Source organism: Arthrobacter phoenicis, assembly GCF_047238215.1.
GTDB lineage: Bacteria > Actinomycetota > Actinomycetes > Actinomycetales > Micrococcaceae > Arthrobacter.
In genome coordinates this window covers 1,248,409-1,270,463 of sequence record NZ_JBDFMK010000001.1, presented here as the reverse complement: position 1 = coordinate 1,270,463, position 22,055 = coordinate 1,248,409, and the positions used below count along the sequence as shown (strand labels likewise).

Below are 22,055 nucleotides of genomic sequence, written 5' to 3'. Positions count from 1 at the left end.
AGGGATCGCTGGGGGGACCGCCTCCACCCAACCAGGAAGGTTGCAATGGAGCTCATCGAGGCCGAGCACCCACGGCCACGCCATTTCCTACTCCACGTCAGTGACGCGCACCTGCTGGGCGGTTCCGATCCGCTGCACGGCGTCGTCGACGCCGAGGCCCACCTGCGCCAGCTTTTCGAGCAAGTCCAGGCTTCCGGCGCGCGCCCCGAGGCGGTGATTTTTACCGGCGACCTGGCCGACCGCGGGGAGGCCGACGCCTACGCCAAGCTGCGCCGGATTGTCGAACCCGCCTGCGAGGCCATGGGCGCGAAGATCATCTGGGCCATGGGCAACCACGACAACCGGGCCAACTTCCGTACCGGCCTGCTCGACGAACCCGCCCACGATGGCCCCGTGGACCGCAGCTACTTCCTGGACGGGTTGCGGATCATCACCCTGGACACCTCGGTGCCCGGCTTCCATCACGGCGAACTCAGCCCCGAACAGCTCGACTGGCTCGCGGCGGAGCTGGCCACACCGGCTCCGGACGGCACTATCCTGGCGTTGCACCACCCGCCCGTGCCGTCCGTCCTGGACCTGGCGGTGCTGGTGGAACTGCGCGGCCAGGCTGCCCTCGCGGCGGTGCTCCGGGGCACGGACGTCCGCACCATCCTGGCCGGGCACCTGCACTATTCGACGTCGGCCACGTTCGCCGGCATCCCCGTTTCGGTGGCCTCTGCGACCTGTTACACCCAGGACCTGAACGTCCCGGTGGGCGGCAGCCGGGGCCGGGACGGCGGCCAGGCGTTCAACCTGGTCCACGTCTATGAGCACACCATCGTGCACTCGGTGGTCCAGCTGGGCGAGGTGCTGCCGCCGGTGGGCGAGTTCGTCACGGCGCAGGAAGCCACCCGGCGGATCGCCGCGGCCGGCATCCGCATCCCCGACCAGGGCCGGCCCGAGAACCCCTCGGCCTCCGGCGACCGGAGCATGACGTTCTTGAACTAGGCCCGCGTCCCCTCCGGCGGCCGGTCCGGGAAGGCTCCGGTTACTTCTCCCAGGGCGCCTTGATCGGGAAATACTTCTCCAGGAAGTCCGTCACGATCTCGGCGCGTTCCTCGGCGGGGACCTCCGGGAAGCTGCCGTCGTTGAGGCAGAAGAAGTCCATGTTCCGCTTGGAGAGCAGCTTGGGCAGGTAGTTCAGGCCCGCCCGGGCGGTGGTGTCCACGTAGCGCACCTTGGCCGCCGTCTGGGTCACGGCCCGGCCGGTCAGCAGCGCGTAGTAGTGGTAGAACGAGTTCGTCACCGAGATGTTGTCCGCGGCGCGGAACCGGCTGGCCGCCGTGCGGGCGAACTCCTCCGGGAACTCCTGCTCCATCTTGGCGGTGACGCTGCGGCGCAACGGCGCCGCCGTGTGCTCCAGGTGGCGCGTGGTGATCCGGCCGAAGCGGTTCCACAGCAGCTTCCGGTTCACCCGGGCCGCGTTCTCGAACCCGCTCCGCTCGGCGTCGTTGTCACCCAGGCCGATCCGGGTCTCCGCCTCGATGAACTTGGTGATGCCGCCGGGGGTGAAGAACATGTCCGGGCCCACGGTGCGGCCGAAGAACATGTCGTCGTTGGAATACAGGTAGTGCTCGGAGAGGCCCTCGATGTGGTGGAGCTGGCTCTCCACCGCCTGCGAGTTGTGCGTGGGAAGCACCGACGTGTCGGCGAAGAACTCCTCGCTGCGCACGATCGTCACGGCGGGGTGGTCGGCCAGCCATTCGGGGGCGGGGGAGTCCGTGGCGATGAAGATCCGCCGGATCCACGGGGCGAACATGTACACGGAGCGCAGCGCGTACTTCAGCTCGTTGATCTGCCGGAAGCGCGCCTCGTGGTCGTCGCCCTCGCCGACGACGACGCCGGCCATCCGGGCCTTGCGCGCGGCGATGTACTCGGGTGAGGAGCCGTCCACCCAGGAGAAGACAATGTCGATGTCGAAGTTGATGTCGCTGGCGTGGTCGGCGAACATGTTCTCGATCGTCGGCCAGGTGTGGCCATAGCGTTCGACCGTGCCGCGCACCGCGTCCTGGGCCAGCAGGGTCCGGCGGGTCAGGGAGTTCTCGATCGGCAGGATCAGCTGGTCGCCCTCGAAGCTCCAAAGTTCCAGCTGCACGCCTGCGGAGGCACCGAACTCAAGGCCGCCGTTGGGTTCCACGCACGGCCGGTAGAGCCGGAAGATCCGGGCCTGGCGGTTGGGCGAGAGCTCGCCGTCGGCCACCAGGACCGAGGACTTCTTCTTGGCGTCCACGGTCATGGAGTAGAACGGCTCGTCCCTGCAGGCCTCCACCAGGGCGGCGCGCAGTTCCCGGCGGTTCTTCCAGTCCACGGCGATCACCGGCCGGTGGTTGTTGCCGCGGACCAGCAGGTAGTCGATGTCCGCACGGACCAGCACCTCACGGACGAATAACAGGTCCTCGACCATCGACTGGTACGGGGTGCGGTTTTCATTGATCAGCGCGTAGCGGCCGTGCCTGCGGACAATGTCGCTGCGCGTTCGGAACCTGGCGACGGCTGCCGCTGACGTGACCTCTGCATGGGCGTGGTCGTCCTCGGTGGCCTGGCTGCCGTAGTAAATCTCGTCCTGGATCAATGCGTCGGTGATGTCGATTCTCCGTTTTCCTGACTGGCTTTCGTGCTAGCCGCGTTGTTACTGGCATGATATCGCGGGCCGCCAAAACGGCCCGTCACAGCGGCCGCGGCTCAGCCGGCCAGGGCGGCCCGCCAGTGCCGCAGGAAGGCCGCGCCGGCGTCGTCGTGGATGACGTCCGCGCCCAGCCCCAGGTCCGCCGCGGTCAGCACCTCGTAGGGTTTGACCGGGATGCCGTCCGCCGGCCGGACATCCACGTGCTTGACCGGGTGGTCGTTGTGGAACAGCCAGTCGGCCATGGCGTAGTCGGTGCGGGAGTCGCCCACGGTCCGCCATGCCTGCGGAGTGATGCCCTGGGCGGCCAGCAGTTCGACGGCGCGGCTGGCGCCGAGGTCCTTGCCCAGCCGGACGGACTCGATGTCGGTGGAGATGATGGTGGGGTCCACGCGGTAATCGATCGCGTCGTCGCTGTCCGGGATGTGGCGGTCCAGCCGGACGACGCCGAGGCCGTGCCGCTGCATCAGGTCCATGGCGTCGGCGTCGAACAGGGCCTGTTCGGCGCGGTAGTCGGCGTTGGCGACGTCGACGTGCTGCTCCACCGAGACCATGGCGCGCTTGGTTTCATCGAAGAACATGTGCGCCGCGTAATCCTCGGCCACCAGCCGCCGGACGTCGTCGCCGAACGCGGCCGGGACGGCGAGGGCGTCATCGACGTGGACGGTGCCGGGGCCCGCCGCCGTGTAGCTGAACCAGACGGCGCCCTTCTCGCAGATCGCGTGGACGGTCAGGCCGGCGGGCATCCCGGCGGCGATCATCGGGTCCATGACCTGCTCGCGGATGAAGGCGTCCGAGCGGCCGGTGTTGAAGATGACGGGGATGCCGGCGGCGGTGAGGGTCAGCAGGTCGGCGATGATGCCGGGGGTGACGGTTCGGGTGACGGGGCTTGCGATGGGGCCGTCGACGTCGAGCAGTAGGGCCAGCGGCGGGGTGGAAGCCTCGGAATCTCTCATGCCTCCATTCTCTCAGCCGGTGCAGGGGGCCGCGGATGGTTACTGTTTGGCCACAACCTCCGGCGCCGGGGCTCCGTGGATTCCCCTGACCCGGGTTGTTCCATAGGCTTGCATGGTGATCTTCAAAGCTGTGGGCGAGGGACGCCCTTACCCCGACCATGGTTTCCATACGCCCAAGGACTGGGCGGCACTGCCGCCGCGCCCGGTCCGGCTGGATGAACTCGTGACCACCAAGCGCACCCTGGACCTCGAGGCCCTGCTGGCCGAGGATTCCACCTTCTTTGGCGACCTGTTTCCGCACGTCGTGGAGTTCCGCGGGGTGCTGTACCTCGAAGACGGGCTGCACCGGGCCGTCCGCACCGCGCTGCACCAGCGCACCGCCATCCACGCCCGTGTCCTGGTGGTCAATGGCTAGGAAGCCGCAGGACCCGACGGTTCTGCATGGGCATCATGTGGTGACGGGCTCGGACCTGCGGGCCACGTTTGTCGAAGAGGACGAGCTCGAGAATCCGGACCGGATGCGGCGCCGGATCCTCCACGGGGTGGTCCTGGTGCTGCTGGTGGGGCTGCTGGTTGCCGCCGTGGTGGTGGCGATGGCCATCCAGAACGGCCAGATCAAGATTCCGACGGCGGAGCGGAGCCCCGCCGCGGTCTCGGCCTGCCCGGAGGCCACCTACGACTACGTTCCGCACGAGAAGATCCGGCTCAACGTCTATAACTCCACCAACCGGCCGGGGCTGGCGAAGACCGTGGCGGACGAGCTGGTGGCCAGGAAGTTCGCCGTCGGCACCGTGGGCAACACCGAGTCCGGCTTCCACGGGGTGGCGCTGGTGGTCTCAGGCGCGGCAGGGCAGTCCTCGGCCTTCAGCGTCCAGCGGAACCTGCCGGGGTCCGACTACGTCCAGGACGGCCGCACCGACGCGACCGTGGACGTGATCCTGACCGGTGACTTCAAGGACCTGGCCAAGCCGGAACTGGTCGACCAGACCCCCGGCAAGCTCAGCTGCCCGCGGGAGACCCGCCGCGAGGCGGACGCCCCGGCGACGCCGGTGGTGCCGTCCGTCGTGCCGGCCAGCCCCAACCCCTAGCGAAACCTTTGACCCTCTAAACCGTCAGGCCGTGAGGCGCAGGGGACGGCCGGCGTCGTCGAACCGTGCGCCCGCACCGAGCTGGACGAACCGCACCGTCCGAGCGATCCGCGCCTCCGCCTCGGGATCCGCCCCGGCCCCGTCGCCGCGGGCGGCGCTGGAGGAGAGTGTGCCGTGGATGAGCTGGGCGAGCTGCCCGATGTCCGCGTCCGGGAGGTAGTGCTGGGCGACGCCGTCGCGGAGGATGTCCTGCAGCAGGACGCTGAGTTCGCCCACGTGGTCCGCCAGCTTCGCGAAGGACGCGGGGGAGAGGACGGCGGCCATGGCCGGGCCCGGCGGCAGGTGCCTGCGGCTGAGGTCCGCCACCTGAGCGCGGACGTACAGCGCCAGGCGGTCCACGGGGTTGTCAAGGCCGGCCAGCGCCTCGCGGAGTTCCACCAGGAAGCGTTCGGTCTCGTCCAGGGCGTACGCGATGAGGAGCTCTTCGATGTCCGCGTAGTAGTTGTAGACGGCGGTGCGGCCGATCTGGGCGTGCCGGGCGACGTCGGTCATGGTCAGCCCGGGAAGCCCGTGCGTGAACAGCAGTTCACCGAAGGCGGTGAGAATCCGCCGCTGGGTCTCGGCGCGTTGGGCGGAGTTGCTCGCGGCCGTAATCCTGGGCATACGGACACTTTAGCGCGATCTGTCAGTAAAGTTCCGGCGGGCGGCCAGCTAGCCCATAACCCCGCCGTCGGCTCTTTGCCTGTGACGCGGAAATATCACCTGCCGGAAACGCCGCCGAAACGTGGGCGGGGCAAGCTGGGGATCATGGGAGCCCCGACGACGGGGCGGACGCTGGGGAGGAGCAATTTCATGGAGGACAACGGGACGGCCGTGACGACGTGCGCGGAGCTGTCGGTTGGGGACGACATCGAGGCCTGGCACAACGGCAGGCTCTTCCACCGCGGGCGGGTGACCCAGACGGTGCCCCTGATGGAGCTGTTCTGGATCCTCGATTCCCGGACCGGGGCGCGGAAGCTGCTGGACGTCGAGGCGCTGGAGATCATCCGTTGCGTACCGGACGAGGCGGGCCGCACCGTGGATCTGGCACAGCCCGCCTGAGGGTATCGCCTAGATCGCGCAGCCGTCCGGACCGCAGGCAGCGCCGTCGGCGCCTGAGGCATCAACCATCACCAGCGGCTGGCTCTCCTGCCAGGCCTGGTCCAGGGCCGCGCTGAACGTCTCGGCCGGCTGGGCGCCTGAAATCCCGTACTTCCGGTCGATCACGAAGAACGGCACGCCGCTCACGCCAAGGGCGCGGCCCTCGGCAATGTCGTTGCGGACGGCGTCGGAGTACTTATCGGTGGTGAAGAGCTCGTCGACCTCGGCGGCGTCGATCCCGAGCTCGAGGCCCAGCGAGGTGAGATAGGACCGGTTCCCGATGTCCTGGCCGTGCTCGAAGTGGTCGCTGAGCAGCCGTTCCTTGGCGACATCCTGCTTGCCGTGGGCCGCCGCGAGGTGGATCAGGCGGTGCGCCGCGAAGCTGTTCGCCACCACCACGTCGCCAAACTTGTAGTTCAGGCCTTCCCCGGCGGCCTGCGCGGCCACGTGGTCGAACATGCCGGCGACCTGCTGCGGGTCCAGGCCCTTGCGGGTACTCAGGTAGTCCAGTTCGGTGCCGTCATAGTGCTCCGGCAGGTTCGGGTCCAGCTGGAAGCTGCGCCACTGGACCTCCACGGAATCGCGGTGGGGGAAGGCGGCCAGGGCGGTTTCAAAACGGCGCTTGCCGATGTAGCACCAGGGGCAGGCGACGTCGGACCAAATCTCAATCTTCATGCTTTCCACAACCGAGATGCCCCCCGGGGCATTCCCGGACAACGACGGCGGAGCCGGGTCAGTCGGCGAGCGGACGTTCCAGCACGAAATCGTGTTCCACTGTGTCGCCCAGCCGGAAGGACTTGGTGCCCACCTGCCGGAAACCGGACTTTTCGTAGAAACGGATGGCCCGGGCGTTCTGGCTGTTGACCCCCAGCCAGAGCCCGCGGGCACCGGTGGCGGCCGCGGCGGCGACGCTGGCCCGCATCAGCTCGGCGGCCGCCCCGACGCCGTGGTGGTCCGGGTGCACGTAGCACTTGCTGAGTTCGGCGGCCGGGGTGAGGCCCAGGGCGGAGGCCACGTCGGGGTCCTGCGTCGGCCGGTCCACCAGCAGGCTGTAGCCGCGCAGGGCGCCGTCGACGTCGAGGACCAGGACGGTCACGTCCGGGTCGGCGAGGTAGTCCCGGAAATTCCGCTCGCTCAGGGTGTTGGCAATGTGCGCCGCAATGTCCTCCGGCCGCGACTCGGGCGGGCAGGCGAGCGGGAAGGTGACGGCGGCCAGTTCGGCCAGGGCGCCGGCGTCCGCAAGGGTGGCTTTCCGGATCAGGTGGGTCATAGCAAAACCCTAGTCCCGGTGCCGGGCAGGGTGTCAGCCGGGCGGGTACGTGACGAAGGCGAAGTGGTCCGAGTCCGGAGCCCAGCTGTTGACGTTCAGCGTTCCCTGGCCGCCGAACACGGCCCAGCTGTACATCGGGGTGGTCCAGTCCTCGAGGGCGACGACGACGACCTCGACGTCGAGATTTTCGGGGTGGCCAACCGTTCCCGTCGGGAACCGGAGGTAGCTGGCGAACCGCCCGTCCGGGGACAGATGCGGGAACCAGTCGACGCTGGCGCTCCTGAGCAGGCACTCCAGCCTGGACCCGTCGGGGCGGACCCTGGCCAGCTGGGCGTGTCCGGGACGGTCGGTGAAGGCCTCGGTGTTCAGGTAGATCCATGCCCCGTCCGGCGAATATTCCGGGCCGTCGCAGTGCCCTGGTCCGGTGTCGACAGCGGTGACGGGTCCGCCGTCCGCGGGCATGGTCACGAGGCGGCCGGGCCGGGAGAAATCACCGGCTTCGATGGCGACGGCGGCCAGCCGGGCGCCGTCGGGACTGATCCCGTGCAGGTAGTGCGCAAACCCGTCCTCGGCGGTGACCCGCTCGGCATCGCCCCCGCCGATGCCAGCCCGGTAGAGGTGCCCGTCCTCTGCGGAGAGGTAGAGGCAGCCTCCGCCGGGGGCGATCACGTGGTCGTTGTTGAGGGCGGGCACCCCCGTGACCCGGATGGCCGCGAGTGACCGGCCGGCCAGTTGCAGCCGCCACAGGACGCCGGCACCGTTGAGGATCAGCGCTGAACCGTCCGTAGTCCAGTTCGGGGCTTCCAGAAGCAGGCTGTCGGTGGAGTAGATCAGCTCACGGGAGCCCGTGAGGGCGGATCCGACCCAGACCTCGCAGCGTTGACCGGGTTGCAGGGTGCGTGGCACGGCCTACTGCGTGAAGGCTGCGTCGAAGGAGGCGCTCGAAGCCGGGAAATCAAACTTCTTGAGCGCCGCTAGGGCCTCCGGGGCGCCGTGCAGGCGGTCCATGCCGGCGTCCTCCCATTCGATCGAGATGGGGCCCGTGTACCCAATGGCGGTGAGGGCGCGGAAAGAGGATTCCCAGGGCACGTCGCCGCGTCCCGCGGAGACGAAGTCCCATCCGCGCCGGGGGTCGCCCCACGGCAGGTGGGAACCCAGGACGGTGTTCCGCCCGGTGGGCCGGAGCTTCGTGTCCTTGCAGTCCACGTGGTAGATCCGGTCCTTGAAGTCCCAGATGAAGGAGACCGGGTCGATGCCCTGCCACATGAAGTGCGAGGGGTCCCAATTCAGGCCGAATGCTTCCCGGTGGCCGATGGCTTCCAGGGTACGGACAGTGGTCCAGTAATCGTAGGCAATCTCGCTCGGGTGGACTTCGTGGGCAAAGCGGACACCGCATTCGTCGAAGACGTCCAGGATCGGGTTCCAGCGGTCGGCGAAGTCCTGGTAGCCGGCCTCGATCATTTTTTCCGGGACGGGCGGGAACATCGCCACGTACTGCCAGATCGAGGAGCCGGTGAATCCGACGACGGTGTCCACGCCGAGAGCCTGGGCGAGGCGCGCGGTGTGTTTCATTTCCTCGGCTGCGCGCTGCCGGACGCCCTCGGGGCCCCCGTCGCCCCACACCTTGGAGCCTACGATCGCCTCATGCCGGAAGTCGATGGGGTCATCACAGACGGCCTGGCCCTTGAGATGGTTGGAGATGGCCCAGACCTTGAGGTTGTACTTTTTCAGCACCGCGAGTTTGGACTCGACGTAGCCGGGTTCGTCCCACCGCCAGGCGTCCAGATGGTCGCCGGAGACGGCGATTTCCAGGCCGTCGTAGCCCCAGCCGGAGGCCAGCCGGGCGACGTCCTCGAAGGGAAGGTCGGCCCACTGGCCGGTGAACAGGGTGTACGGGCGGCCCATATCAGGCTCCTTCGGGGGTCGTGGCGGGTGACATAGCTGAGGGCGTTGCCGGTGGCGTGGTGAGCTGGATGGTGGAACTCTTGGCGGCTGCGCTTTCCTCGATCGCGGCGAGGACACGTTGGACGTTCAGTCCGTCCTCGAACGACGGCGCGGGCGCCGTCCCGCCGTCGATCGCTACCAGGAAGTCGCGGATCTCGTGGGTGAAGGAGTGCTCCCAGCCGATGGTGTGTCCTTGCGGCCACCACGCCCTAATGTACGGGTGCTCCGGTTCGCTGACGAGGATGCGGCGGAACCCTTGTTCCCGGACCGGGAGCGTTGCGTCCAGGAATTCGAGCTCATTGAGCTCTTCCAGGTCGAACAGGATGGTCCCCTTGCTGCCGTAGATCTCGAGTTTGAGCGCATTTTTTTGCCCGGTGGCGACCCGGGACACCTCCACCGAAGCGATTGCGCCGGAGGCCAGAACGAGCGTGGCCCACGCCGCATCGTCCACAGTCACCTCCTCCGGGCCGTCCCGGCCCGGCCGGGTGGGGGTGAAGGTGTGCAGCCGGCCGGAAACCTCGATGACCTGGTCCCCGAGCAGGAACAGGACTTGGTCGATCGCGTGCGAGGCGATGTCACCGAGCGCCCCGGAGCCGGCGGTGTGCTTGTTCAGCCGCCAGGTCATGGGCGATTCCGGGTCCGCCAGCCAATCCTGCAGGTATGCGGCGCGGACGTGCCGCACCGTGCCGAGCCGGCCCTCGGCGATCAGCTCGCGGGCCAGGGCCAGGGCTGGGACCCGGCGGTAGTTGAAGCCGACCATGGCCTGCACGCCGCGGCCGCGGGCGGCCCGGGCCGCCGCCGCCATGGCCTCGGCCTCGGCGAGGGTGTTGGCCAGGGGCTTCTCGACCAGCACATGCTTGCCGGCCTCGAGCGCCGCGATCGCGATCTCGGCGTGCATCCAGCCCGGCGCGCAGATGTCCACGATATCCACGTCGTCCCTGGCAATCACCTCGCGCCAGTCCGTGGCGGATTCGGCCCAGCCGTACCTGGCGGCCGCCGCGGCAACCCCCTCGGCGTCCCGGCCCACCAGGACCCGGCGTTCGAAGGCTGGCACGTCGAAGTAGCTGGCGACATTGCGCCAGGCGTTCGAATGGGCTTTGCCCATGAACGCGTAGCCGATCATGGCCACACCGAGCGGTGCGGAGTTCTTCGGTGTTCCGGCCCCGGGGACGGCCGGGATTTCCTGGGGGGTCATGGCTGTTCCTAGAGGGTGGAAGCGGTGGGGTCCCAGTCCTCGGGGAGGGCTGCGGACACGGGGGCTGTACTGTCCACGTCGATGAAGGTGCCGGCGTCGATCGACTCGGAGATCGAGACCATCGTGTCCAGGACGTGGTAGGCGAGGTCGCCGGTGGCGCGGTGCGGGACGCCGGAGCGGAGGGACCGGGCCATGTCCAGCACCCCCATGCCCCGTCCGTTGGCCGGTCCGGTCGCGGGAACGACGGTCCAGTCGTCGTCCCCGGCGCGCCAGAGCCTGATGTCACCGTCGAAGTGGTTCGGGTCGGGCAGCGAAATGGTGGCCTCGGTGCCGGTGATTTCCACGAAGCCCATCCGTTGCCGCGGGGACTCGAAGGAGAACACGCTGTGTGAGGAGGCACCGTTCTCGAACTGGGCCATGGCGGACACGTGGGTGGGTACCTCGACGGTGAATTCCTCGCCGGCCTTGGCCCCGGAGCCGATCACTCGGACGTCCTTGGCCTTGGAACCGGTGGCCGCCACCCGCCGGACCGACCCGAAGGTTTGCACGAGCGCGGTGAGGTAGTAGGGGCCCATGTCGAACAGGGGGCCTGCGCCGTGCTGGAAGAGGAACGCCGGGTTGGGGTGCCAGGACTCTGGTCCCGGGGTCTGGAACGTGGTCATGGCGGTCAGCGGGGTGCCGATGTCGCCCCGTTCGATCAAGCGGCGGGCGGTCTGCAGGCCGGCACCGAGGAAAGTGTCGGGCGCGGTGCCGAGCCGGAGGCCGGCGGCGTCGGCGGCCTTGAGCAGGCCGAGGCCGGACTCGCGGTCTAGGGAGAACGGCTTCTCAGTCCAGACGTGCTTGCCGGCGTTCACGGCGGCGGTGGCCACCTCGACGTGGGCTGCCGGGATGGTCAGGTTCACGATGATCTCGACGTCGGGGTGGTTCAGTGCCGCGTCGACGCCGCCCGACTGGGCGATGCCGTATTCTTTGGCGCGTGCCGCCGCGGCGTCCTCGAAGAGATCGGCGATGACGTGGACTTTCACGTCGGGGAAAACAGTCAAGTTGTCCAGGTACTGCTTGCTGATGTTGCCCGCGCCGATGACGGCGACGCCCACCGGGCCGCGGCGGGTTTCGGGTGCCGCGCTCACGCGTCCACGTCCTGGGCGCTCGCAGAGCCTGCGTTCAGGTAGGCCAGGGACTGGGCGATCCCGTCGAAGATGTCCCCGGAGTAGTCGTCGAATTCGACGACGCCGACCTCCAGGGCGTGGGCGGCGCCGATGACCTCCCAGACCGGGATCTTGCCCTGGCCGGCGGGCAGCTGGGCCTTGGTGTCCGCAGTCACGGGACCGTCCTTGATGTGGATGAAACGGACCCGGTCACCGAGCCGATCGAGCAGGGCGGCAGGGTCCTGGCCGCCGACGGCCGCCCAGTAGGTGTCGACTTCCAGGACCACGTCGGTGTCCAGCAGGCCGGCAAAGTATTCCAGTGCGGTCTGGCCCTCCACGCTGGACTCGAGCTCCCAGGCGTGGTTGTGGTAGCCGACCCGGATGCCGTATTCGGCGCCCTTTTTGGCCGCGGCGTTGAGCTTGGCTGCGGTGGACTGGATGTCCCCGGCGTCCTGCCAGTGCTCGGCCGGGAGGTACGGGTCGATCACTGTGGTGATGCCGAGGTCCTTGGCGGCGGCGAAGATCTGGTCTTGGTCCTGGCTCAGGAGCGGCGCGTGGCCGGTGGGGGCGGTCAGGCCGTTTTCCGCCAGCGCCGCGCCGAGTTCTGCGGCCGTGGCCACGAAGTTGTAGGGCTCGACCTGGGTAAACCCGATGGCGCTGACCTTCTTGATGGTGCCGGGGAGATCCTCGGCGATGGCGTTGCGGAGGGTGTACAGCTGAAGCGAGTACGACATGGGGTTCCTTTGCGGGGTGAGGGTGGTCGGGTGGGGGCTGGCCTAGCGGCCGGCGAGCGAGCCGCCGATGCCGCCCACGCTGAAATATTTGTTGAGTGTGGCGAACACGATGATCGGCGGGAGCATCATGATCACGGCCAGTGCCATGACGGAAGTCCAGTCCGTGGCGTTTTGCTGGAAGAAGGACTGCACGCCCATGGGGAGGGTGAATATTTCATTGGAGCGCAGGAAGACGATGGCGACAAGGTAGTCGTTCCAGGCCAGCAGGAAGGCGAAGATCGCGGTAGAGAGGACGCCGGGGAGGCTGTTGCGGAGCACCACTTTGGTGAAGGACCCGAAGACCGAACAGCCGTCGATCCAGGAGGCCTCCTCCAGACTGACGGGGATCGAGTCGAAGTACGCCGCCATCATCCAGGTGGCCACCGTCATGGTGGAGCCGACGTAGATGATCGTGATGCCCAGCAGGTTGTCCACTAACCCCATCCCGGCGAAGAGGATGAACAGCGGCACCACCGAGGTGATGATGGGCAGGGACTGCATGACAAAGAGCAGGAGCGAGTAGCCGGACACGGCCCGGCTGCGGCCGCGGGACAGGACGTACCCTGCCGGTGCGGCCACCGCGACGGACACCACCACGGTGGAGAGGGTGGTGATGAGGCTGTTTTGCAGCCAGGTGGCGGCCAGGGTGCCGGAGAAGACGCCGGTGATGTTCTCGAACGTCAGTCCCGTGGCGGTGCTGTGCGGGCCCGGGGTGAAGGCAAGGATCACCGTGACCATGATCGGGATCAGGACGATCACGGTGATGATCAGGATCAGGACGAAGCGCCACCAGCGGCCGCGCTGGCCGGCTTCGGAGAGAGCCCGGCGGGGTTTGCCTGCTGCGCTGGTTCCCGTGGTGAGGCCGGCCTCAGGATGGGCGTGGAGGACTGCGCTCATTATTCGACGCTCGACTTTCGGATCTGGCGGTACAGGAGAACGGAGATGACTACCAGGGTCATGGTCATCAGGAAGGCGATGGCCACGCCGGGTCCGGTCGCGAAGTCCTGGAAGACCGTGCGGTAGGCCAGGACCACGAGGGAGGTCGTGGCGCTCACGGGGCCGCCGCCGGTCAGCAGGTAGATCGTGGGGAAATCGTTGACGCAGAAGATCGTCATCAGGATCCACGAGATGTAGGTGGAGCGCGCGATCAACGGCAGGGTGATCTGGCTGAACTGCTGCCACCGGGTGGCACCGTCCATGCTGGCGGCCTCATACACCGTGGTGTCTACGGACGCGAGGGCCGCGGAGGTCATCATCATCATGAAGGGAAAGCTCACCCAGACCTTGAAGACCATAACGGTCCCCGCGGCGAGCGTTGGGTCCGCCAGGAACAGCGGGGTGCCCATTCCGAGGTTGCGGAACATGCTCGGGATCAGGCTGTCGGGCGTGGCGACTAGCCAGTTCCAGGCGGTGGAGGAGACCACGATCGGAACCACCCACGGCAGCAGCAACAGCACCTTGAAGGTGCCACCGGCGGGGATTCTGGTGCGCAGGAGCAGCGCCAGTCCCAGGCCCACCAGCCACGAGCCGAAGACGCCGACGATCGTGAACCACAGGGTGAACTGCGCCGCTTTCCAGAAGGCCGGGGAGGAAAGGACCGAAGCGAAGTTGTCCGTGCCCACAAAATTTCCGGACTGCAGCAGGTCCCCGTCGTGGGTGGCTTGGATCGCGGCGTAGATCAGTGGATAGCCGTGGATCAGGACCAGGAGGACAACGGAGGGAATCAGCAGCCAGAAGAAGGTCCGGGTGGTCTGCGCGCTGAGCTTGCTCTTGCGCTTCGCGGGGGACACTCCCGGGCCGCCGGGGGCCAGCCCCCGGCGGGCCCGGGCTAGGCCGGACGTGGCGGTGGTAGTTGACATGGCCGGGCCGTTACTTCTTGAGGACCGATTCGAGACCCGACTGGAAGGTCTGAAGCGCGGTCTTGGCGTCGGCCTTGCCGGTCAGGATGGTCTGGCTGAACTGGTTCAGGGCCTGGCCGCCGTCCAGAGCCGCGAGGTTGGCGTTGAGGGTGGAGCCCTGCGAGGCGAAGGTCTTGGCGATGGGCTGCCAGTCCTTGACGATCTTGACGTTGTTCGGATCGTTCGCAAACTCGGGGATCTGCGTGATCGATTTGAAGACCGGCAGCGCAGACATCAGCTTCTGGCTCCAGAGTTCCTTGAGCTGGCCCAGGTAGTAGACCAGGAACGCCTCCGACGCCTCCTGGGACGGCGTGTTCTTGTACATCATGATGTTGTTCGGGAAGACGATGGTGGCCTTGTCCCCGTGGGGGCCGGCGATGGGGTCGGCCACCAGCAGGTCGCCGGAGGTGTCGCCCACGCGCTGCGGGACGTTGACCTGGAAGAGGCCGTACCCGGCCTTGCCGTCCTTCCACTGCGCGGACATGTTGTCGGTGGTGTAGCTGACCGCCGCCGGATCGACGATGCCGTTGGAGACGAGTTCCAGAACGAACTCGATGGCCTCGACGTTGCGGTCATTCAGCAGGTCCAGCTGGCCGTCCTTGCTAAAGACGCCGCCGCCGTTGTTCACCATCATCATGATCATCGAGTGGTTGCCGTAGTTGTTGCCCGCGCCCGCACCGGTGGTGAAACCGAACGCGCCGACCTTCTTCAGCGCCTTGCCGGCCTCCAGCAGGGACGGCCAGTCCGTGGGAAGGGCGACATTGGCCTTCTCGAAGAGTGACTTGCGGTACCAGAAGACGCGCATGTCCAACTGCCAGGGCACGGCGACGTAGCCCTTGTCCGTCTTGAACGGATCCAGCACCCCGGGCAGGAAGTCGTCGTAGGTGCCGTTGCTCTTGAGGGTGTCGATGACCTTGTCGGCGTAGGCAATCTGTCCCTGCTGCTCGAACTGGAAGGCCTGGAAGCCGCCGCCGGTGGAGACGGCCGGGCCGGTCTTGGACGCGATCGCCGAAGAGAAGGTCTGGTAGAAGTTGTTCCACTGGATGATCTGGTAGCTGGCCTTGCTGCTGTTGGCCCCGGAGAAGCCTTCCGCGAGCTTCTTGGCCGCGTCGTTGTAGGCGGGGGTTGCCCACGGCATGTCCCAGAACTTAATGGTGCCGCCGCCCGCGGACTGGGTGGCGGAGCCGCCGCCGCAAGCTGCCAGGAGCGGGGCGCTGGCGGCGGCCGCGGCGAAGCCCAGAAATCCCCGGCGGGAGAAGGCGGAGGAGGATGTGTTGGTCACGATTTTTCCTTTCATGGCCGGTCCGTTGGTGCGGGCCGGCCGTCTCGACAGTGAGTTGATGTGGAAGTTAGTGCTGGTAGTGCGGTTGGTGCAGTTCAGCCTGTGAGGTTCCGGACGAGCGCTGCCACGGCGGCGAAGCGCTCCAGGTCGTCCAGCCCGTTTCCGGAATCGACGGCGGCGTGGAGCCGGAGCCAGCTCCGTCGGTGGGCCGACTCGAAGCGGGTGGGGAGTGTCGTGGAGCCGTCGGCGGTCACAGTGCGGACGTCCGCGGGCCAGGCCGCCGACGCCTCCGGGAGGGTGACGTCGGTCCGGCCGGTCCGGGTGAGGACCGAGATCCTGGCGGTGGAAGGAAGCGCCGCCGTCGTCGTTCCGTGCAGGGCAACGGGCGCGCCGCCCGGCAGCTGCCCCGCTAGCAGGTAGCCGCCAGGCTGCAGGCGGACCATCCGCAGCCCGGAGAGCTCCACCCCGCAGGCCAGCACGGCGCACAGGTGACGGGTCAACAGGGTCCCGGCCGCGGTGCCGGGAAGGGCGTAGGCCACCGAATCGCAGAGGACGGCGTTGGCCATGGCGCCGGCGACGGCGTCCAGGGCGGCGGCCGGCGGGGCGGTGAGCACAGGATTTCCCGCCCAGGCCTGGTCCAGTGCGACGGCGGCACCGGCGTCCGCGGCTTCCGCGGCGATGGCCCGGGGGTCTTCGGCGACGGGTTCGACGACGAGGACTCCGCGGGCGCCGCGGCGGATCGCCGCCGCGGCCCGCCCGGTCCATCCGGCGTCTCCGGCGACCGCAAGGACATCGGGCGCGCCGGCGGCGGGACCGAAGGACACGGGGAGCGACGCGAGCGCAGCCGCCGTCGTCCCGGCGACAGCGGTCTCCGCCGCGACCAGGAACCGGGCGCTCATGCCCGGGCCTCCGCTGCGGCCGCGGCCGCCGGACGGACCCTGCCGGCCGCGGCGTCGGCGATGGCCAGGGCGAATTCCAGGTCGTCGATGAGGGTCGCGGCGGAGGGCGCTGTTCCGGTGCCGCGGGCCAGGGCGGCGAGGCGGCGCCATTCGCCCTCGTAGCCGTTGTGGCCAAAGGGACCGAACACCGTCGTTTCTTCCCGAGTCCGGATCCATGCCGTTGCCGATCCGGCCTGGACGTAGGACGGGGTGAAATCGATCCGCAGGGCGGCGTCGTCGCCGATGGCTTCGAAACTCCAGTCGGGCTCCCAGGTGTCGTTCATGGCGGCGCGGAGTTCGATGGCGGTGTCTCCGGCCTGCAGGGAGAGGACGTAGCCGAAGGGTGCCAGCGCCTCGGCGTGGAGGACCCTGACCTGCGCGAAATCGGGGCAGAAGCGCCGCACCAGGGGCAGATCGTGGATGGCGAGCCCCATCACGCCGCCGGAGAGCATCGCGGCGTCGGCATCGGGGCCGGTCTGAGGCCGTCCCGGCGGGGGAGTGCGGCCCACTACCTCAGTGGCGAAGTCCTCGAAACGGGGGTTGGGCGGCAGCACGATCGAGGAACGGATGGTGTGGACCTGCCCGGGCAGGGATCCCCAGGCGGCTTCCGCCGCGAGCCAGGCCGGATCGAAGGTGTGCATGGCACCGACGATGATCGGCACGCCGGTTTCGGCCGATACGGCGGCGATGGCCTCCGCTTCCTGCCCGCTCATGGCGAAGGGCTTTTCGCAGAGGACGGCCTTCTTGCCGGCCCGGCAGGCGGCGATCACCTGCTCGGCGTGGAACTGGTGCGGGCTGCAGATAGCCACAATGTCCACCTCGGGATCGGCGAGCAGCTCGTCGGTGCTGGTGCTGAAGCGCGCCCCCACCCGCGCCGCCACAGACTCGGCGACCGCCGGGTCAACGTCCATGATGTGCCGTACCCGCAGAAGATCGCCCAGGCGTGCCAGGGAGGGCAAGTGGATTGCCTGCGTGACGGGTCCGCCCCCAAGAATCCCGACTCCCAATGGAGCGGCTGCCGCCTGTGGTTGGCTCGACACGTTGATTACCCCTTCGTAAGGCCGGCCCCGCCGGCTGAAGCCCGCCGCCTGTCGGTGACCTGGCTCACACCCAAGCTAGGGGGACTTTTGACGGGCGTCAAGCAAAAGTTGAAACATTTTCATCATTCTTTCTGCGGTGTGACATGCGTAAGAGCTTCGTGCTATCACTTACTCATGAGTACGACCACCGGTATAGACCCCGCCGCTCCCGACGCGGGCGGCAGCCTGTCCCGCGCCGGTGATCTCTTCCAGATCCTTCGCGACGGCAAGGCCCGGACGCGCGCCGAGCTGGCGCTGTCCACCGGGCTGGCGCGGTCCACGGTGGCGTCCCGGATCGAGGCGCTCATGGTCTCTGGCCTGGTCGGCCCGGCCGGGGAAGCCAGCTCGTCCGGCGGCAGGCCGCCGTCGCGCTTTGCTTTCAACCCGGCCGCCCGTTCGGTGCTGGCAGTCGACGTCGGAGCCACCCACGTGATCGTCGCCGTCACAGACCTCAGTGGCACCGTCCTCGCCGAATGCCGGTTGAAGCAGGACGTCGCCGACGGCCCCGCCGTGGTCCTGGACCGGGTCATCGAGGAAGCGCTGAAACTGCTCGACCGCGCCGGCCGGACCAAACGGGACCTGGCCGGAGTCGGCATCGGGCTGCCCGGGCCGGTGGAGCACGCCACTGGAATGCCGGTCAAGCCCCCGATCATGCCGGGCTGGGACGGGCACGACGTCGTCAAGCACGTCCAGCGTTCCCTTCCGGTCCCTGTCCTGGTCGACAACGACGTGAACATCATGGCCTTGGGCGAACAGACCGCCCACTGGCCCGGGGATGAGAACTTCCTTTTCGTGAAGGTGGCCACCGGTATTGGCGCGGGCATCATCAGCAGCGGGGAACTGCAGCGCGGAGCCAACGGGACGGCCGGAGATCTCGGCCACGTGCGCGTACCCCGAGGCGACGAGGTGCTGTGCCGGTGCGGCAACTACGGGTGCCTCGAAGCGCTGGCCTCGGGGCCCGCGGTGGCCCGCGCATTGCTCCAGCAGGGCCTCGATGCTAAGGACGGTGCGGACGTGCTGCGCCTGGTGGCCGGCGGAAACCTGCAGGCCATCCAGGCGTTGCGTCAGGCCGGGCGCGACCTGGGGGATGTCCTCGCGACCGTGGTGAACCTGTTGAACCCCTCCGTCATTGTGTTGGGCGGAAGCCTCGGCCAGGCCGGGGAGCACCTCATGGCCGGGGTGCGCGAAGTGGTCTACCGGCGCTCGCTGCCCCTGGCCACCACGCACCTGCGCATCGGTCAGTCCCTCGCCGGGGACCGGGCCGCCATCCTTGGAGCCAGCCACATGGTCACCCAGTACGTACTGTCACCGGCCGTTATCGAGGCGACCCTACAAGCGGCCGGCTGAGCCGCCGCAACCTTTCCGCCGATACCTTTCCGCCGATACCTTCCCGCAGACGTCACAGAGAAGCACTGCGGCCGGGCCGCCGTGATAGCAATGGGATTGATGAAAACATATTTCAGCCGGTCCGTCACGGCTCCGACCGAAGGTGCCCGGCCCGGGCGGGTGCTGCGGTGATGGCTGCCGCCAAACAGCCCAAGGCCTGGCTGATCATGCTGGCGATCGGCCTGATCGCCCTGAACATGCGCGGCCCGTTCGTCGCGGTCGCCCCCGTGGTGCAGAAAATGCGCACCGACCTGGGCTTCTCGCCTGTCGAAATCGGCTTCCTGACCGGCATCCCCGTGCTGTGCTTCGCCCTCGCGGCCCCGCTGGCCTCGCTGACCGGGCGGAAGCTGGGGCCTGAGTTCGCCGTGACCTTGACCCTGCTGGGCGTGCTGCTCGGCGTCGTCGTCCGCTCCGCCGGCGGCGGTGCCCTCGTGATGCTTGGCACCGTGATCCTGGGCATCGCCATCACGATCGGCAACATCGTGGTGCCGCTGATCATCCGCCGCGACTTCAGCCCCGCACGGCAGGGCGCGGCCATGGGCACCTACACAGCGGCCCTGAACATCGGCTCCTTCGTCACCTCGATGGTGACCGCGCCGCTGGCCGAGTGGCTCGGCTGGCGCCCGGCGATCGCGGCCTGCGCCCTGTTCGCCGTCGCCGCCGGCGCGGTCTGGGCCCTCGCCGTCGGGCGCCGCTCGATCCGCCCTGAGGCGATTCCCGGCTCGGACCCCGCCAAGGCCACCGGTGCGCCCGCATCACCGTGGATCACCGTGGCCCTGACGGCGGGCTTCGCCGGCCAGGCCTTCTCCTACTACGGCGTCACCGCCTGGCTGCCCAGCCTGCTGGCCGACGAGATCGGTCTGGCCCCGTCCGCGGCCGGCGCCGGGTCCTCGCTGTTCCAGATCCTGGCGATCGCCGGAGGCCTCGGCGTTCCGCTGGCGGCGCGATTCGCGTCGACGACGACCGTGGGGCTCACCCTCGGCGCCCTCTGGCTGACCGTTCCCGTGGGTCTGCTGCTGGCCCCGCAGCTGTGGTGGCTGTGGTCCGCCCTCGGCGGCGTGGCCCAGGGCGGCGGCATCACCCTGATCTTCATCGCCATCATCCAGCTCGCGCGCGACCAGGCCTCCGCGGGCCGGCTCTCCGCCATCGTCCAGGGCGCAGGCTACTCCTTCGGCGCCGTGGCCCCCACCCTGATGGGCTTCGTCCACGGGGTCTCGGACTCGTGGACCGGGCCGCTGCTGATGATTCTCGGCTCGGTGGCCATGTTCAACATCGGCTGCGCTCTTTCCCTGCGGCACATCCCGAAGGCCGCACACTAGGAACCAACACGTCAGGCCCATGACCCGGGATCGGGTCATGGGCCTGACGTATCCGTTCGACGCCGTTGTCGGGCGGGAAAGGGGTTCCGTTGCCGGGCCGCCGCCCCGGATTTCGGGGGCCTGTTGCGAAGGGCGTGGCGGTCCGGCGGACGGAATTCTTTGCGGGACCGCTGGTTAGGCGGCCACCAGGTCCGCTGCCTTGATGGCCGAGTCGGCGCCGTCGCGGGCCTCGTGCAGGTACCGGTCGTAGGCAGGCAGGGTCAGGAAGGCAGGGAACTCGTTGCTGAGGGTGACCTCTTCGAAGATGTCGCGGGCGTCGGCGAACCGGTCCCCTTCGAAGCGTTCCAGCTTGGCGAATTCCTCGTCCAGCATGTCCTCGATCCAGTCGCGGGTGATGACGTCGCCCTGGTCCGTGATGGCCCGGGAGAAGATCCACTGCCACAGCTGCGAGCGGGAGATCTCCGCGGTGGCGGCGTCCTCCATCAGGTTGTGGATGGTCACGGCACCGTTGCCGCGGAGCCAGGATTCGATGTAACGGATGCCCACCTCGATGTTGATCCGCACGCCGCGTTCGGTGATGATGCCGGTGGTGGAGGCGATGTCGATCAGGGCGCGGTCATCGGGGGTAACGTCCTCGCGGAGGCGGTCCAGCTGGTGCGGACGTTCGCCAAGGACGCCGTCGAACACCTCGCGGCATACCGGCACCAGGTCCGGGTGCGCCACCCAGGAGCCGTCGAAGCCGTCGGCGGCGTCGCGGGTCTTGTCGGCACGGACCTTCTCCAGGGCGATGGCGTTGGCCGCCTCGTCCTTGCGGTTGGGCACGGCCGCGGCCATCCCGCCGATCGCCATGGCGCCGCGCTTGTGGCAGGCGCGCACCAGCTGTTCGGTGTAGGCCCGCATGAACGGCTGGGTCATGGTGACCTGGTCACGGTCCGGCAGGACGAACCGGGGGCCGCGGGTCCGGAAGTTCTTGATCAGCGAGAAGATGTAGTCCCAGCGGCCGGCGTTCAGCCCGGCGGCGTGCTCGCGCAGTTCGTAGAGGATCTCCTCCATCTCGAACGCGGCGGTGATGGTCTCGATCAGCACGGTGGCGCGAATGGTTCCCTGCGGGATGCCCAGCAGGTCCTGGGCCAGGATGAAGATGTCGTTCCAGAGACGCGCCTCGAGGTGGTTCTCGATCTTCGGCAGGTAGAAGTAGGGGCCCTTGCCCTGGGCCATCAGCCGCCGGGCGTTGTGGTAGAAATGCAGGCCGAAGTCGACGATTCCCCCGGCCACCGGCACGCCGTCGATCAGCATGTGCTTCTCCGACAGGTGCCAGCCACGGGGGCGGACCACGATGGTGGGCAGCTCCTCGGCGGGGCGCAGCTTGTACTCCTTGCCCTCGGGGGAGGTGAAGTCGATCCGGCGCTCCAGGACGTCGGTGAGGTTCAGCTGGCCCTGGATGACGTTGCGCCACGACGGCGTGGAGGCGTCCTCCATGTCCGCGAGCCAGACCTTCGCGCCGGAGTTCAGCGCGTTGATGGCCATCTTCTTGTCTACCGGGCCGGTGATTTCGACGCGGCGGTCCTCCAGGCCGGGTGCCGGGGGAGCGACCCGCCACTCGGGGTCGTTGCGGATGGCGGCGGTCTCCGGGAGGAACCGGGGATCCTGGCCGCGGGTGATCTGCTGGCGCCGGTCGCGCCGGGCCTGCAACAGCTCCTGCCGCCGCTCCGCCGTCGCCCGGTGCAGCTTGGTGATGAAGGCCAGCGCGTCCGGCGTCAGGACCTCGCTCTGCCGGCAAATCGGCTGGGCGGTCAACGTGATGCCGTTGATGGTGAAGTTGTCAGTGAAGCTGTTCATTTCAAATCTCTCCTTAGAGAAGAAGCAAGTCGACGGCGGCGGTAGGCGGTTCGGGAGTGGGGCGCGAGGCCGAAGGTGCCGGGATTGCGGCAGCCTGCGTAAAAGGGGCCCTGTGTCCGGGTCCGTCCTCGCTCAGCG

22 protein-coding genes are annotated in these 22,055 nt (G+C 68.3%); 6 read left to right on the top strand and 16 right to left on the bottom strand.

What is annotated here, in order from left to right; translation table 11 throughout:
* The first annotated feature begins 45 nt into the window (after positions 1-45).
* Positions 46-987 (top strand): phosphodiesterase, encoded by a 942-nt coding sequence (locus tag ABC337_RS05810; RefSeq protein WP_412884777.1) that lies wholly within the window; start codon positions 46-48, stop codon positions 985-987.
* 40 nt (positions 988-1,027) lie between these two features.
* On the opposite strand, the gene ABC337_RS05805 is transcribed toward ABC337_RS05810, so the two are convergent.
* Together ABC337_RS05805 and ABC337_RS05800 are read right to left on the bottom strand one after the other, a co-directional pair.
* The gene (locus ABC337_RS05805; RefSeq protein ID WP_412884981.1) at positions 1,028-2,443 is read right to left on the bottom strand and encodes a stealth family protein; all 1,416 of its coding nucleotides are present in this window, start codon (positions 2,441-2,443) and stop codon (positions 1,028-1,030) included.
* A gap of 278 nt (positions 2,444-2,721) precedes the next feature.
* Positions 2,722-3,618 (bottom strand): HAD family hydrolase, encoded by an 897-nt coding sequence (locus ABC337_RS05800; RefSeq protein ID WP_412884778.1) that lies wholly within the window; start codon positions 3,616-3,618, stop codon positions 2,722-2,724.
* Between the two features lie 115 nt (positions 3,619-3,733).
* Here ABC337_RS05800 and ABC337_RS05795 point away from each other — a divergent pair, with 115 nt between their 5' ends.
* Positions 3,734-4,033, top strand: a complete 300-nt coding sequence (locus ABC337_RS05795; RefSeq protein WP_290257291.1) for a type II toxin-antitoxin system VapB family antitoxin — start codon at positions 3,734-3,736, stop codon at positions 4,031-4,033.
* A complete protein-coding gene (locus ABC337_RS05790) occupies positions 4,026-4,706 on the top strand; it encodes a LytR C-terminal domain-containing protein (RefSeq protein ID WP_412884779.1) in 681 nt (226 codons plus the stop codon). The genes ABC337_RS05795 and ABC337_RS05790 overlap by 8 nt, the downstream gene beginning before the upstream one ends.
* Before the next feature lie 24 nt (positions 4,707-4,730).
* Here the strand turns inward: ABC337_RS05790 and ABC337_RS05785 are convergent, their stop codons facing one another.
* A complete protein-coding gene (locus ABC337_RS05785; protein ID WP_412884780.1) occupies positions 4,731-5,369 on the bottom strand; it encodes a TetR/AcrR family transcriptional regulator in 639 nt (212 codons plus the stop codon).
* Positions 5,370-5,558: 189 nt separating this feature from the next.
* Here ABC337_RS05785 and ABC337_RS05780 point away from each other — a divergent pair, with 189 nt between their 5' ends.
* Complete coding sequence (locus ABC337_RS05780; protein ID WP_412884781.1) at positions 5,559-5,807, top strand: hypothetical protein; 249 nt, start codon at positions 5,559-5,561, stop codon at positions 5,805-5,807.
* 9 nt (positions 5,808-5,816) lie between these two features.
* On the opposite strand, the gene ABC337_RS05775 is transcribed toward ABC337_RS05780, so the two are convergent.
* The 12 genes from ABC337_RS05775 to ABC337_RS05720 all read right to left on the bottom strand — a co-directional run bounded on the left by ABC337_RS05775 (position 5,817) and on the right by ABC337_RS05720 (position 17,334).
* The gene (locus tag ABC337_RS05775; protein WP_412884782.1) at positions 5,817-6,521 is read right to left on the bottom strand and encodes a DsbA family oxidoreductase; all 705 of its coding nucleotides are present in this window, start codon (positions 6,519-6,521) and stop codon (positions 5,817-5,819) included.
* A gap of 58 nt (positions 6,522-6,579) precedes the next feature.
* On the bottom strand, positions 6,580-7,116 hold the full coding sequence (locus ABC337_RS05770) for a GNAT family N-acetyltransferase (protein WP_412884783.1): 537 nt from the start codon (positions 7,114-7,116) through the stop codon (positions 6,580-6,582).
* Between the two features lie 33 nt (positions 7,117-7,149).
* The gene (locus tag ABC337_RS05765; protein WP_412884784.1) at positions 7,150-8,022 is read right to left on the bottom strand and encodes a TolB family protein; all 873 of its coding nucleotides are present in this window, start codon (positions 8,020-8,022) and stop codon (positions 7,150-7,152) included.
* Positions 8,023-8,025: 3 nt separating this feature from the next.
* Positions 8,026-9,021 carry a sugar phosphate isomerase/epimerase family protein gene (locus tag ABC337_RS05760; protein ID WP_412884785.1) on the bottom strand — a complete coding sequence of 332 codons (996 nt, stop codon included), beginning with the start codon at positions 9,019-9,021 and terminating at the stop codon, positions 8,026-8,028.
* A gap of 1 nt (position 9,022) precedes the next feature.
* Positions 9,023-10,255 (bottom strand): Gfo/Idh/MocA family protein, encoded by a 1,233-nt coding sequence (locus ABC337_RS05755; protein WP_412884786.1) that lies wholly within the window; start codon positions 10,253-10,255, stop codon positions 9,023-9,025.
* Positions 10,256-10,263: 8 nt separating this feature from the next.
* Positions 10,264-11,385 carry a Gfo/Idh/MocA family protein gene (locus ABC337_RS05750; RefSeq protein ID WP_412884787.1) on the bottom strand — a complete coding sequence of 374 codons (1,122 nt, stop codon included), beginning with the start codon at positions 11,383-11,385 and terminating at the stop codon, positions 10,264-10,266.
* Positions 11,382-12,137 carry a sugar phosphate isomerase/epimerase family protein gene (locus ABC337_RS05745; protein ID WP_412884788.1) on the bottom strand — a complete coding sequence of 252 codons (756 nt, stop codon included), beginning with the start codon at positions 12,135-12,137 and terminating at the stop codon, positions 11,382-11,384. Before ABC337_RS05745 ends, ABC337_RS05750 begins: the two co-directional genes overlap by 4 nt.
* Before the next feature lie 42 nt (positions 12,138-12,179).
* A complete protein-coding gene (locus ABC337_RS05740; protein ID WP_412884789.1) occupies positions 12,180-13,073 on the bottom strand; it encodes a carbohydrate ABC transporter permease in 894 nt (297 codons plus the stop codon).
* Entirely contained in the window at positions 13,073-14,035 is a 963-nt protein-coding gene (locus ABC337_RS05735; protein ID WP_412884790.1) for a carbohydrate ABC transporter permease, read from the bottom strand. The genes ABC337_RS05740 and ABC337_RS05735 overlap by 1 nt, the downstream gene beginning before the upstream one ends.
* Before the next feature lie 10 nt (positions 14,036-14,045).
* On the bottom strand, positions 14,046-15,356 hold the full coding sequence (locus tag ABC337_RS05730) for an ABC transporter substrate-binding protein (RefSeq protein ID WP_412884791.1): 1,311 nt from the start codon (positions 15,354-15,356) through the stop codon (positions 14,046-14,048).
* A gap of 95 nt (positions 15,357-15,451) precedes the next feature.
* Positions 15,452-16,255, bottom strand: coding sequence for a hypothetical protein (locus tag ABC337_RS05725; RefSeq protein ID WP_412884792.1), 804 nt, complete (start codon positions 16,253-16,255; stop codon positions 15,452-15,454).
* On the bottom strand, positions 16,252-17,334 hold the full coding sequence (locus ABC337_RS05720; protein ID WP_412884793.1) for a Gfo/Idh/MocA family protein: 1,083 nt from the start codon (positions 17,332-17,334) through the stop codon (positions 16,252-16,254). Before ABC337_RS05720 ends, ABC337_RS05725 begins: the two co-directional genes overlap by 4 nt.
* A gap of 174 nt (positions 17,335-17,508) precedes the next feature.
* On the opposite strand from ABC337_RS05720, the gene ABC337_RS05715 reads away from it, so the two are divergent.
* Positions 17,509-18,720: an ROK family transcriptional regulator gene (locus tag ABC337_RS05715; protein WP_412884794.1), complete on the top strand. Its 1,212-nt coding sequence runs from the start codon at positions 17,509-17,511 to the stop codon at positions 18,718-18,720.
* A 170-nt stretch (positions 18,721-18,890) separates the two neighbouring features.
* A complete protein-coding gene (locus tag ABC337_RS05710; RefSeq protein ID WP_412884795.1) occupies positions 18,891-20,078 on the top strand; it encodes an MFS transporter in 1,188 nt (395 codons plus the stop codon).
* 174 nt (positions 20,079-20,252) lie between these two features.
* Here ABC337_RS05710 and aceB read toward each other — a convergent pair whose 3' ends face one another.
* A complete protein-coding gene (gene aceB, locus ABC337_RS05705) occupies positions 20,253-21,917 on the bottom strand; it encodes a malate synthase A (protein ID WP_412884796.1) in 1,665 nt (554 codons plus the stop codon).
* Between the last annotated feature and the right edge of the window lie 138 nt (positions 21,918-22,055).